Consider the following 12,518-nt stretch of genomic DNA (forward strand, 5'->3'; position numbering starts at 1 on the left):
GGAGTTATTTGCATGTCATTTCCTAAGCTTTCTTCCACTCTTGCTCGGGTGAGCGCGGTTTCCGCAGCTCTCCTTGCGCCGGCGATCGCGCTCGCGCAGCAGGCGGCTCCAGCCGCTGCACCGGCCGCCGCGGCAGCAGCACCGGCCATTACCATGGACAAGGGTGACAACACCTGGATGTTGGTCTCCACCGTCCTCGTTCTCCTCATGACCGTTCCCGGCCTTGCCCTGTTCTACGGCGGCCTTGTTCGCGCCAAGAACATGCTGTCCGTTCTCATGCAGGTCTTCATGATCACGGCTGTCGTGATGATCATCTGGTGCGTCTATGGCTACTCGCTCGCCTTCACGGACGGCGGCTCGATGAACATGTTCGTCGGCGGCTTCTCAAAGGCCTTCCTGGCAGGCGTCGGCACCGATCCGAAGGATCTCGTCGAGACCTTCACCAAGGGCGTCGGCATTCCGGAACTGACCTATGTCTGCTTCCAGATGACCTTTGCCGCCATCACGCCCGGCCTGATCGTCGGCGCTTTCGCCGAGCGCATGAAGTTCTCGGCAGTCATGCTGTTCGTTATCCTGTGGGTCACCTTCATCTACTTCCCGATCGCTCACATGGTCTGGTTCTGGGGTGGTCCGAGCGCCTATACGGCTCCGTCGGGCATGGTCTTCGGCTTCGGCGCGATCGACTTCGCAGGCGGCACGGTCGTTCACATCAACGCCGGCATTGCCGGTCTGGTTGGCGCGATCATGCTCGGCAAGCGCACCGGCTATAAGAAGGAGATCATGGCTCCTCACTCGATGACGCTCACCATGGTCGGCGCATCGCTGCTCTGGGTCGGCTGGTTCGGCTTCAACGCTGGTTCCAACCTGGAAGCCAACAGCTACGCTTCGCTCGCAATGATCAACACCTTCGTTGCCACGGCAGCAGCAGCCGTTTCCTGGTGCATCGTCGAAACCTTCACCCGCGGCAAGGCTTCGATGCTGGGTGCTGCTTCGGGCGCCGTCGCTGGTCTCGTCGCCGTTACCCCGGCTGCCGGCTTCGCCGGTCCGATGGGCTCCATCGTCCTCGGTCTGCTCGTCTCGCCGATCTGCTACTTCTTCGTCGATGTCGTGAAGAACAAGTTCAACTACGACGACAGCCTCGACGTCTTCGGCGTACACTGCATCGGTGGTATCTTCGGCGCTCTGGCAACCGGCATCCTGGTCAATCCTGCCCTTAACGGCACCGGCATCGTCGACTATTCGACGGCTGACTTCGCAGCCAGCTACCCGGGCACCGCGACCCAGCTCCTCGCCCAAGCCAAGGGTGTTCTGACCACGCTTCTGTGGTCGGGTATTGGTTCGGCGATCCTCTACAAGGTCGTCGACGTCATCGTCGGCCTGCGCGTGCCTGTCGAAGCCGAGCGCGAAGGCCTCGACCTCGCCTCGCATGGCGAAGCCGCTTACCACGCTTCCTAATTGAGAGCTTGCGATGCCGGGGCAACGACCCCGGCCTCGCTGAACCTCCCGTCGCGGTCTTATGAAGATAAGCCGCTTTTGGCCCGAACTCCCAAAGGTTCGGGCCTTTTTTATTGTCCACACCTTCAGCAAACGCCATTTTTTCCACGCCGCAGCAAGCGGGATTGGATGGTTAACATGCCATTAACCCTCCTCTGATTAGGTAGAGCTGACGTATCAGGCGATCGGCATTCGCCGATTCGCGTTCCTTCGACTTTAGGCGGGCTGGACAATATGAGCAGAGGAAATTCGGTAGCGATGGGCGGTCGTCCCGACCGCTTCTCGCTCTCGGCATTCGTTTGGCGGCAGGTTACCGGCCTTGCCGGTTTTGCCATGTTCTTCCTGCTGGCGCTGGCGGTAGCCGCGCTGGCAACGTGGAACGTGATGGACCCGAGCTACTCCTACGCAACCAGCAACGCGCCGACGAATATCCTCGGCCGCAGCGGCGCCGCCTTCGCAGATATCGTGATGCAAGCACTGGGCCTTGCAAGCGTGATCGCCATGCTGCCCATCGTTGCCTGGGCGCTTGCTCTCATCTCCGGCCGCAGAATCTATCGCATTCCGGCGCGCCTAGGCGCCTGGGGATTGGGTACGGTCGTCTCGGCTGCCTGCGTCGGTTGCTTCCCTGCGCCGCTGACATGGCCGATCCCGAACGGTATCGGCGGCGTGATCGGCGACATGATCCTCCGGTTTCCCGCGCTCTTCGTCGGCGCCTATCCGAGCGGTATTTTCGCAACCATCCTCGGCTGCATCTTTGCCGTGCCGACCGCCTGGCTCATGTTGTTTGCCGCCGGCATCGTCGGCCGGACAGAGCCGGAAGAGGATGAGGACGAGGATTTCGACGATCTGCCCAGCCGTGCCCGCACAGTCGGCGACGAGGATGATGAGGAAGATGGCGGCGGCTTCCTCGCCTTCGGCGCGCTCATGCATTCCTGGTACAATATGCAGGCACGGATGCGTCGCGTCTTCGGCATGGGCCCGCGCAAGCGTCGTGACCATGCCTTCGATGCCCCTTACGACTTCAACGACGACGAATTCGGCACCCTGAACGAGCCGGTACGCGCCAAGGCGCCGATTTCCCGCGGCGAACGCATGGAGCCGTCGATGGATGGCCCGTCTCGCCGCGTCGTTTCGGCCCCTTCGATCAGCCTCGACGACGAAGACGAGGATGACGATCCGCCTTTCGATCGGGATCCGCCCCGCCCGGCAGATATTTTGCCCGATGACGATGACGAGTGGGCAATCAGCCCGGCGCCCGGCAAGGGCCCTCCGGATCCCCATGCCGGCCATCGAGTTATCCCGGCAGCGCCACGACCGAAGCCGGGAATCCGGGCCGAACGCGAAGCGCAGACATCCTTTATCCGTCCCCAGGGGTTCCAGCTGCCGGCGGTCCATCTGTTGGCCGAGCCGAAGACGATCGTCCGCGATTCGACGCTTTCGGCGGACGCGCTCGAGCAGAATGCCCGCATGCTGGAAGGCGTGCTGGAAGATTTCGGCGTTCGCGGCGAAATCATCCACGTCCGCCCCGGCCCGGTCGTGACGCTCTACGAGCTGGAACCGGCGCCCGGCATCAAGTCCTCCCGCGTCATCGGTCTTGCCGACGATATCGCCCGCTCCATGAGCGCGATCGCCGCCCGCGTCGCCGTGGTCCCAGGCCGCAACGCGATCGGCATCGAGCTGCCGAATGCCACTCGCGAGACCGTCTATCTGCGCGAAATGATTGCTTCCCGCGATTTCGAGAATTCCAAAGCGAAGCTCGCCATGGCGCTCGGCAAGACTATCGGCGGTGAGCCTGTTGTTGCCGATCTCGCCAAGATGCCGCATTTGCTGGTCGCCGGTACGACCGGTTCCGGTAAGTCGGTCGCGATCAACACGATGATCCTGTCGCTGCTCTACCGGATGACGCCGGAGCAGTGCCGCCTGATCATGATCGACCCAAAGATGCTGGAGCTTTCCGTCTATGACGGCATCCCGCACCTGCTCTCGCCCGTCGTCACCGATCCGAAGAAGGCCGTCGTCGCGCTGAAATGGACCGTGCGCGAGATGGAAGAGCGCTACAAGAAGATGTCGAAGATCGGTGTGCGCAACATCGACGGCTTCAACACCCGCGTCGAACAGGCCCTTGCCAGGGGCGAGGCGATTTCCCGCACAGTGCAGGTCGGCTTCGACCGCAATACCGGCGAGGCGCTCTACGAGACGGAAGAGTTTGACCTGAAGCCCATGCCCTATATCGTCGTCATTATCGACGAAATGGCCGACCTGATGATGGTCGCCGGCAAGGATATCGAAGGTGCGGTTCAGCGCCTGGCACAGATGGCCCGTGCGGCCGGCATCCACGTCATCATGGCAACCCAGCGCCCCTCGGTCGACGTTATAACAGGCACGATCAAGGCCAACTTCCCGACCCGCATCTCCTTCCAGGTGACGTCGAAGATCGACAGCCGCACCATCCTTGGCGAACAGGGCGCCGAGCAGCTACTCGGCATGGGCGACATGCTCTATATGGCCGGCGGCGGACGCATCCAGCGCGTCCATGGCCCCTTCGTCGCCGATGGCGAGGTCGAGGACATCGTCTCCTATCTGAAGACGCAGGGCTCGCCGCAATATCTCGATGCCATCACGGCGGATGACGACGATGACGACGAAGGCGGCGGACCCGCCGGCACCGCCACCCTGTCGGATTCGGAAGACCCTTACGACCAGGCCGTGGCGATCGTACTGCGCGATGGAAAGGCCTCGACCTCCTACATCCAGCGCCGTCTCGGCATCGGCTATAACAGGGCCGCATCGCTGATCGAGCGCATGGAGCAGGAAGGTCTGATCGGCCCGGCCAACCATGCCGGAAAACGCGAAATCCTCGTGCCGACGGAATCGGACATTCTCGACCGCTAGAGCAATTCCAGCAAAAGTGCTTGCGGTTTTGCGTTCGGAATTGCGTGAAACCAAAAGATGGAGCGGTTTTGCGATTCGAAGAAAAGCGAAAACGCTCTAGAAACCGAAATTGCGCGTCATGGACCCCCGCATATCTCGGCATCGTCACAAGACGCCCTATATCTGGGGTAATGGCGCGCCATGAAGACGCCGGGATTCGGCGCCATGGGAAGTGCATAAAGGAGACTCTAATGAAAAAGACCGATGCCCGCCACGCAGCAGGCTTCTCGAAGAGCCTAACGATGACGCGCCGCCATTTGCTGGGCGCATCCATTGTCGTGGCGACCCTTCCCCTTCATGCATTTGCCCAGGCGTCCGCAGCCGCCGCCGTCAGCCCCGGGCTGGCGCAGGCGATCGCCGATCACTTTTCCGCCGTGAAAACGATGCAGGGCGAGTTCGTCCAGTTCGGACCGCGCGGAGACCAGACGAGCGGCAAGTTCTTCATCGAGCGTCCCGGCAAGCTGCGTTTCAACTATGATAGCCCCTCGCCGATGCGTGTGATAGCCGACGGCAGCAACGTCGTTGTCGGCAATGTCCAGCTGAAGACCTGGGATACCTATCCGCTGTCGAAAACGCCGCTCAGCCTCCTGCTCGCAAGCAAGATCGATCTTTCGGCGGACATGGTTCGGAGCGTCAAGGCGGAGCCGGCGCTTACAACGATCGTACTCGGCAGCCGCACCATCTTCGGCGATTCGACGATCACGATGATGTTCGATTCCAAGAGCTACGATCTGCGCCAGTGGACGGTGACGGACAATCAGGGCAAGGACACGTCAGTTGTCATCAACAACGTCAAGTCCAACGTCTCGTTCGACGAAAGCGTCTTTCGCATTCCCTATGGCGACCTGAATTCGCGCAGCCGATAAGCGCCGTTCCAATAGATCTTTATAGATTGAAGCCCGCCTCATCCGAAGCGGGCTTCAATCATTATCGGTCCCTGTTTCGATCAGCGACCGCCCGCTATCCGTCCAAAATGCCTTGCGATGAAATGATCGATCGACACCCGGCCCGGGCCGCCTGCGATGATGACCAGGAAGCATACGGCCCAGGTGCCATGCGTCGGCCAGGCGTCGGGATAAACGAAGATCTCGATGACGAGGGTCATGCCGAGCAGCGCGAGCGCCGAAAGCCGGCTGGCAAAACCAAGCACCAAAAGCAGCGGAAAGAAATGCTCCGCGAAAGCGGAAATATGCGCAGCGATCCAGGGATCGATGAAGGGAAGCTTGTATTCGGTCTCGAACAGATAGACCGCATTGTCCGTGACATGCCAGCCGTCGACTTTGGTCTGGCCTGACTGCCAGAAGACGGCGCTGATCGACAGGCGCGAAATCAGCGCGATCAGATCATGCGGAATCCGGTCGAGCAATCTGAGCATGCCGTAGAGCTTCTGCGGCATGCTCTGCCCAGCCATCGGCGCTGTAGGCGACATCATAATCTCGTTCTTCATGGGGCTACTCCAGTGGTTCCTGGCGAATGGAAGCGAAGGCGCCGGCTTGAAGGGCGCCGGCAAGGTTGGCGGAAAGGTCGAAATCGGCAGCCTCAGTGGTCGCGGCTTCAACGGCGGCAGCAAGGTCCGATCCTGATTCGAGCGACTGAAGGAAAGCGGCTCCGCCGGGCGGCAGGCGAAGCACCTCCACGATCATGAAGGGCCGGACGACAAGCGCATCTTCGCCCATCCAATCTTCGACGGGGGCCAGCTCCGTCTCACCGGCATTCATCGCCCAGATGGTCAAAGCCGGGTACATCGAGCGAAAAATGGTGATGGACGGATGCATGTCGAACCGCAGGCCTGCCAGCCGCTCGGGCTCGACCGCGGCAAGGAGTGCCATGTCGAGAGGCGTGGCGTCGACGGCATGATAGGCACGACTGCGCGCAGCCTCGAGCCGGATCACATCGGGCAGATAGGCGACTTCGCGCGCCGGCTCGAAAGTCTCGACGAAATCGGCGAAATCGTTGCCATAGGCAAGAAGCAGCGGCGAGCGCGGCGGGTGCAGGCGAATGAATTCATGCGCCATTCCAGCAAAGAACTCCTTGCCGACGATCTTCTCGGCCATCGGGAAACGCGACGCGATGGCGCCCATCAGCCCGACGGCGACATTGTTGCGATAAACGCCGAACCGGCGCTCGGGGCGCGGTCCGTTCCAGGCAGTCAGCCCGTCAGGAACAGAGCTGCCCACATCCATCAGGGCAGCCGCAAAATTTGTCTGGGTAGCAACGGACATCGCTGATCCTCACGCGGCGTGGCGCTTGGCAGCGCGTTCGAGGATGGCGTTGGCCGCTTCCGTTTCTGCGCGTAGTATCGGCCACTCGGGAACGTCATTGTCCCATTCGACGAGGCTTGCGATCGGGCCAGTTCGGGCAATCAGCTCTTCATAGAGCGCCCAGACCGGATCCTTGACCGGCGTGTCGTGGCTGTCGATCAAAAGCGTTGCGCCTGCGTCGTCGACCGTTTCCGAATGGCCGCTCAGATGTATCTCGCGGACCGACTGCACCGGGAAGCGAGAGAGATAGTCTCGCGGATCCATCCGGTGATTGGTCGAAGCGACGAAGACATTGTTGACGTCGAGCAGCAGGCCGCAGCCGGTGCGCCGAACAGCTTCCGCCAGGAAATCCGTTTCGTCGATGGTGCTCTCCTCGAAGAGAAGATACGTGGCCGGATTTTCGAGCAGCATCTGACGGCACAGCAGCGTCTGGACCTCGTCGATATGCTCGCAGACACGGGCAAGCGTCGCCTCGGTATATGGAAGCGGTAGCAGATCGTTCAGGAATAGAGTGTCATGTGTCGACCAGGCGAGATGCTCGGAAAAGCTTTCAGGCTCGTAGCGGTCGCAAACGACCTTCAGGCGAGCGAGATGGTCCTTGTCGAGTGGCTGCATCGAGCCGATCGAGAGACCGACGCCGTGGATCGACAGCGCATAGTCTTCGCGCAGCTTGCCGAGCCGGGCGTGCGGCGGACCGCCGGCACCCATGTAGTTCTCGGCATGCACCTCGAAAAAGCCGACCGGCTGCGGCGCGGCATTGATGTTGGGGAAATGTTCGGGCTTGAAGCCCACCCCGGCGCGGCGGGGAAGCTGGGATGATTTCATGACCAATCTCCTTCGGTGCTCGAGGGACGGCGGCGCGGCCGAAACGGCGCCGCCCGTCTTTGCGGATTTCAGATCTGGCCTTGAGCAGAGGCCGTAATCGGAGGAAAGCGGATCAGACGGGAGCCGGTCCTTGGGTAAGGGTTCCGTGGCCGTTCGGCGTCTTCGTCGTTTCGCAGGTTCCGCCCGGTACGAGCTTCCAGGAATTCTGCTGGTAGTCGACCTTCGCGGTACCGGCGCAGGTGGTGCCCGGTCCGGCGGCGCAATCGTTATCGCCCTTGAGGGCGACGCCGTAGCACTTTTCCTTCGGCGCGGCGGAAGCCGGAACGCTGCCGAGCAGCGTGAGTGCAGCAGCAACGGAGGCTGCGAGGGCAACTGCGGGAACTTTTGTCATGACAAACTCCGGATAATAAATGGTTCGGGGGCGATGGGGCTGCAGATCAGGCCGGGGTCAGCGAGCCGTGACCCTTCGGGGTCTTGATCGACATGCAGGTGCCGGTCGGAACGAGCTTGAAGGACATCTTGTCGTAGCTCATGGTCGACTTGCCGGCGCAATCATGCTTGCCGGCGGCGCAGTCGTTCTGGCCCTTCATGGCAACGCCGTAGCACTTTTCCTTGGCGGAGCTGTCGGCTGCCGAAGCGGGAACAGCGACGGAAGCAAGCGCAGAGGCCAGCGAACCGGCGATTGCGAGGGTAATGATGCTGTTTTTCATGGATCTGTCTCCGTTTACAAAGGCGAGCCGTCATCGGCTTGCATTGGGGTCTACGGAGGCATCGGAGACGGTGTTACAGCGGCTCACGCATTTTTTTCTGCAAATTGCCTTGTCGTTCTCGCAATCACAGGAGAAAAGGCTTGGCGGCCAAGGGTTTTCAACGTTCCGGAAATTAATTTGGGACTATCGGTAACAAAAGCGTGTGCCCGTTCGTAGAGGATAATGTCGGGTGAATTATTCGGCGCGTGAAAAGGAATGGGCGGACTGGATGCGTGCCGCAATGGCGGGCGACACCCAGGCCTATAGCCGTTTTCTGTCCGCCGTGACGCCGCACCTGCGTTCCATGGCCCGCCGACGATGCGATCAATTCGGCGCACCGATGAGCGAGGCCGAGGACGTCGTCCAGGAAGTGCTGCTTGCCGTTCATCTGAAGCGCGGGACCTGGGATCCCGGACGCCCGATCGGACCATGGCTGTCGACGATCGTGCGCAACAAGCTCATCGACAGCCTGCGACGCCGCGGCCGGCATGTGAATGTGCCGATCGAGGATGTGGTGAATATATTGGAGGCGGAAGAGCAGACCGACAATCTGGATCGGCTCGATGCCGAAAACCTGTTGCAGAGACTGGGAGACCCGCAGCGCGATATCGTCCGCTCCATTTCCATCCAGGGAGCGGGCGTGCGCGAAACGGCCGAGAGGCTTAAGATGACGGAGGGTGCGGTTCGTGTCGCACTTCATCGCGCGTTGAAGTCGCTGGCCACCTTGTACCGGAGTGAAAACGAGTGAAGACCGATGATCTGATCAGCCTTTTGACGGAAGATGCGCCGGTGCGCATGCGCCTCGGCCGCGCGCTGAGCTATGCGCTGCTGATCGGTGTCGTCCTGTCGGTGGTCATCCTACTCTCGACGATCGGCATCCGCCGCGACATGGGAAGCGCGATCGAGACGGTACGCGTTCTGTTCAAGGTCAGCGAAACCTTCATCCTCGCCGTTGTCGCCGGACGCCTCGTCTTCCAGATCGGCCGGCCGGCCGCGCCGCTGAAGCTCAGAAGCTGGTCGCTGCTGCTTCCCCTTGTTTTGCTGTTGGCCGCCGTCATCGCCGAAATCACCGTCATTCCGTCGGGAAGCTGGCAAACCCGCCTAGTAGGCAGATATGCCGCCTTCTGCGTCATGTTTATCCCCATTCTCTCGATCGCACCTTTAGCCGGCTTTCTATTGGCCCTGAGAGAAGGAGCGCCCGAGAAGCCCGGCCTTGCGGGCGCCGTCGCCGGCCTTGCAGCGGGCGGCATTGCGGCCGCGATTTACGCTTGGCACTGCCCGGATGACAGCCCGCTTTTCCTCGGTACCTGGTACACGCTGGCGATAACGATCGTCACGACAGTGGGCTATTTCCTCGGCCGCCGCCTTCTTCGCTGGTGACGGCAGTGGAATAGCCGCCGGACCAAAGGATAATTTCAACATCTCCATTTTCTTTGCCGGCGTCCCGGTCTAAACCCCTTGTCGGGTTGGGATAAGGGGCCTCGGCATATGAGCTTTTCGATAGCGACGTGGAATATCAACTCGGTCCGGCTGAGAATGCCGATCGTCCAGCAGCTTGTCATGCAGCATCGGCCGGATATCCTCTGCCTGCAGGAAACCAAGGTTCCGAACGATCTGTTTCCGCTGTCGCCGCTTCGGGCCATGGGCTACGAACATATCATCATCCATGGCCAGAAAGGCTACCACGGCGTCGCGATCGCCTCGCGCATCCCGCTGACCGAGGATCACCGGCAGGACTACTGCGGCGTCGGCGATGCTCGGCATATCTCAGCAATCTTCGAGCGCGGCGGACGGCGCATCCGGCTGCACAATTTCTATGTGCCGGCAGGCGGTGACGAGCCGGATCGCGCGATCAATCCGAAATTCGGCCACAAGCTTGATTTCATCGAAGAGATGAAGCGGCTGCACGCCAATGCCGAGCCGAACACCTCAGCCATTCTCGTCGGCGATCTCAACATCGCGCCGCTGGAACACGATGTCTGGTCGCACAAGCAGCTTCTGAAGATCGTCAGCCACACGCCTGTTGAAACCGACGGACTGATCGACGTCATGAAGCGCGGTTCATGGCTGGACCTGATGCGCCAGCACGTTCCTGCGAGCGAAAAGCTCTATACCTGGTGGAGCTACCGCGCCAAGGATTGGGAAGCCGCCGACAAGGGCCGCCGCCTGGATCATATCTGGTCGTCATCCGATCTCGGGCCGCTCTTGCAGCGGATCGATATCCTGAAGGCAGCGCGCGGCTGGGATCGCCCCTCCGACCACGTGCCCGTGATCGCGCACTTCAATCTCTGATATCCGGACCTAAGAGAACCGATGCAGCATGGCGGCCGCCTGGCGCGCCATGTTGGCGATATTTTCGCGAATGCGGTTCTCGATCAGCTGCGCCGCTTCGGGATACTCTTCGATCAGGCGATGAAACAGCGACCGGGTGATGCGGATGACATCCGAATCCTCCGCAGCCACCGCCGTGAACTTGCGCTCCACAAGCGTCACCAGGGCAAGTTCCGACAGCAGCGTGCCGGCACCGGCGACTGCCTCCACCTTGGACGTGCCGTCCTTTGCCACCGTCGAAAGCTCGAAACTGCCGCGCGTCACCACATAGGCGCATTCGGCCGGTGATTTCTCGCGAAACAGCGCATGCCCGGCCCCGATCTGCCGCCGGTCGGCGCCGAAGGCGATCAGGCGCAGCGGCTCCTCGCCCATGCCTTGAAACAGGGGCACGCGCTCCAGCAGCCGGATGTCATCGATCAACGCCATTGTAAATGCTTCTGCTTACGGAATGATCTTGTAGCCGCCATTCTCAGTGACGAGGATTTCGGCATTCGACGGATCGCGCTCGATCTTCTGGCGCAGACGGTAAACATGGGTTTCCAGCGTGTGCGTGGTGACGCCGGAATTATAGCCCCAGACTTCCTCCAGAAGCACGTCGCGGGTAACCACCTTCTGATCGGCGCGATAGAGATAGCGGATGATCGCCGCTTCCTTCTCGGTGAGCCTGATCTTCTGGCCGTCATCCGTCGTCAGCAGCTTCTGGCTGGGCTTGAAGAGATAGGGACCGACGGTGAAGGTCGCATCCTCGCTCTGCTCATGCTGGCGCAGCTGCGCGCGAATACGCGCCAGAAGCACGGCGAAACGGAAGGGCTTGGTGACGTAATCGTTCGCTCCGGCCTCCAGGCCGAGAATCGTGTCGGAATCGGTGTCGTGGCCGGTCAGCATGATGATGGGTGCCTTGAAACCGTTCTTGCGCAGCAGTTTCACTGCTTCGCGGCCATCCATATCGGGCAAGCCGACATCCATGATCAGCAGGTCGACGGGGGTCGCGCGTGCTGCCTGGACACCCTTGCCGGCGGTTGCTTCCTGCAGGACGGAGAACTCTTCATAAAGCGACAATTGCTCGACCAGCATCTCGCGCAGGTCGTTATCATCATCCACCAGCAGAATGGTGCGTGCGGTCATGCGGTTCTGATCCTCGTGGGTTCTATCTACTCAGTCCTACGCCAAATTGCGCTTTTGACAAGCCGGGCCAAGGTTGTGCCTTTGGCACCCGATTGAAACTGCTATGATTTCAAAACAAATCACAGGCAAAGCAAAAACATGTGAGAAAAATGGAAAAAACAAGGCGGGGCTTAAAGATAGGGCCGCGGACGATCATGGTGCGCAAGGCACCCGGCCACGGCAACCGCGCAATCGTGCAATTCGGTCAACTGACCGTGCCGGCAGCGATCGGCCGCTCGGGTCGGACAGTGATCAAGCGCGAGGGCGACGGAGCAACCCCGATTGCCGCGATGAAGCTGCTGTACGGCTTCACCCGTGGCGACCGGATCCGCTTCCTTGAGACGCCGCTGCCGATGAAACGGACCGCCGAAAACATGCTCTGGTGCGATCAGCCTGATGACGCAAATTACAACAGACCAGTCAAGGCGCCCTTCAACCCCAGCCATGAGGAGATGATGCGCAGCGACGGCCTTTACGACATCTGCCTCGTGCTCGACTGGAACGTCAGCTCGCGCTGCCGCAACCGCGGCTCCGCGATCTTCTTCCATCTCATCCGCCCCTGTTTTGAGCCGACGGCGGGCTGCATCGCGGTCAGCCTCCCCGACATGAAGCGGCTGATCCGCCACATGCGCAAGGGAGATCTCGTCAGGGTAATTTGAGAATGGATCGCGCCTCTTGATCGACTAAGGTAATAAATCCGGTACGGCGCCTATATAACAAGGCGGGCAGCCCTCGCCCGCAGGCACGTGCCGGAGCCTCAAAC

At 61.0% G+C, this 12,518-nt stretch carries 14 protein-coding genes; 7 read left to right on the forward strand and 7 right to left on the reverse strand.

The genetic code is table 11. The features are described 5' to 3' along the window. The first annotated feature begins 12 nt into the window (after positions 1-12). The 3 genes from DTW90_RS13075 (at position 13) to DTW90_RS13085 (ending at position 5,291) form a co-directional block, all read left to right on the forward strand. Positions 13-1,455, forward strand: coding sequence for an ammonium transporter (locus DTW90_RS13075; protein WP_132522129.1), 1,443 nt, complete (start codon positions 13-15; stop codon positions 1,453-1,455). A gap of 273 nt (positions 1,456-1,728) precedes the next feature. Further along, complete coding sequence (locus DTW90_RS13080) at positions 1,729-4,386, forward strand: DNA translocase FtsK (protein WP_132522131.1); 2,658 nt, start codon at positions 1,729-1,731, stop codon at positions 4,384-4,386. Positions 4,387-4,616: 230 nt separating this feature from the next. Beyond that, positions 4,617-5,291 carry an outer membrane lipoprotein carrier protein LolA gene (locus tag DTW90_RS13085; protein ID WP_132522133.1) on the forward strand — a complete coding sequence of 225 codons (675 nt, stop codon included), beginning with the start codon at positions 4,617-4,619 and terminating at the stop codon, positions 5,289-5,291. A gap of 80 nt (positions 5,292-5,371) precedes the next feature. Here DTW90_RS13085 and DTW90_RS13090 read toward each other — a convergent pair whose 3' ends face one another. The 5 genes from DTW90_RS13090 to DTW90_RS13110 form a co-directional block, all read right to left on the reverse strand. Next, positions 5,372-5,872 carry a DoxX family protein gene (locus DTW90_RS13090; RefSeq protein ID WP_188079937.1) on the reverse strand — a complete coding sequence of 167 codons (501 nt, stop codon included), beginning with the start codon at positions 5,870-5,872 and terminating at the stop codon, positions 5,372-5,374. 4 nt (positions 5,873-5,876) lie between these two features. Beyond that, positions 5,877-6,647 (reverse strand): DNA-binding domain-containing protein, encoded by a 771-nt coding sequence (locus DTW90_RS13095; protein ID WP_149338809.1) that lies wholly within the window; start codon positions 6,645-6,647, stop codon positions 5,877-5,879. A gap of 9 nt (positions 6,648-6,656) precedes the next feature. Then, complete coding sequence (locus DTW90_RS13100; protein ID WP_132522137.1) at positions 6,657-7,511, reverse strand: DUF692 domain-containing protein; 855 nt, start codon at positions 7,509-7,511, stop codon at positions 6,657-6,659. 112 nt (positions 7,512-7,623) lie between these two features. After that, positions 7,624-7,902, reverse strand: a complete 279-nt coding sequence (locus DTW90_RS13105; protein ID WP_132522139.1) for a DUF2282 domain-containing protein — start codon at positions 7,900-7,902, stop codon at positions 7,624-7,626. Between the two features lie 46 nt (positions 7,903-7,948). Next, complete coding sequence (locus DTW90_RS13110; protein ID WP_132522141.1) at positions 7,949-8,221, reverse strand: DUF2282 domain-containing protein; 273 nt, start codon at positions 8,219-8,221, stop codon at positions 7,949-7,951. Positions 8,222-8,450: 229 nt separating this feature from the next. Between DTW90_RS13110 and DTW90_RS13115 the strand changes: the two genes are divergently transcribed. From DTW90_RS13115 to DTW90_RS13125, 3 genes are all read left to right on the forward strand, one after another. Further along, on the forward strand, positions 8,451-9,008 hold the full coding sequence (locus tag DTW90_RS13115; protein ID WP_149338811.1) for a sigma-70 family RNA polymerase sigma factor: 558 nt from the start codon (positions 8,451-8,453) through the stop codon (positions 9,006-9,008). Further along, positions 9,005-9,640: an NrsF family protein gene (locus tag DTW90_RS13120; protein ID WP_132522145.1), complete on the forward strand. Its 636-nt coding sequence runs from the start codon at positions 9,005-9,007 to the stop codon at positions 9,638-9,640. The genes DTW90_RS13115 and DTW90_RS13120 overlap by 4 nt, the downstream gene beginning before the upstream one ends. 108 nt (positions 9,641-9,748) lie before the next feature. Further along, positions 9,749-10,552, forward strand: a complete 804-nt coding sequence (locus tag DTW90_RS13125) for an exodeoxyribonuclease III (RefSeq protein ID WP_149338813.1) — start codon at positions 9,749-9,751, stop codon at positions 10,550-10,552. Between the two features lie 9 nt (positions 10,553-10,561). Here the strand turns inward: DTW90_RS13125 and DTW90_RS13130 are convergent, their stop codons facing one another. Then, positions 10,562-11,017: a cyclic nucleotide-binding domain-containing protein gene (locus DTW90_RS13130; RefSeq protein WP_132522149.1), complete on the reverse strand. Its 456-nt coding sequence runs from the start codon at positions 11,015-11,017 to the stop codon at positions 10,562-10,564. 15 nt (positions 11,018-11,032) lie between these two features. Beyond that, entirely contained in the window at positions 11,033-11,716 is a 684-nt protein-coding gene (locus tag DTW90_RS13135) for a response regulator transcription factor (protein WP_132522151.1), read from the reverse strand. Positions 11,717-11,892: 176 nt separating this feature from the next. Between DTW90_RS13135 and DTW90_RS13140 the strand changes: the two genes are divergently transcribed. Continuing rightward, the gene (locus DTW90_RS13140) at positions 11,893-12,414 is read left to right on the forward strand and encodes a L,D-transpeptidase (protein ID WP_188079947.1); all 522 of its coding nucleotides are present in this window, start codon (positions 11,893-11,895) and stop codon (positions 12,412-12,414) included. The last annotated feature ends 104 nt before the right edge of the window (positions 12,415-12,518 follow it).

Source organism: Neorhizobium sp. P12A, assembly GCF_008365395.1.
In the GTDB taxonomy this organism is placed as follows: Bacteria; Pseudomonadota; Alphaproteobacteria; order Rhizobiales; family Rhizobiaceae; genus Rhizobium.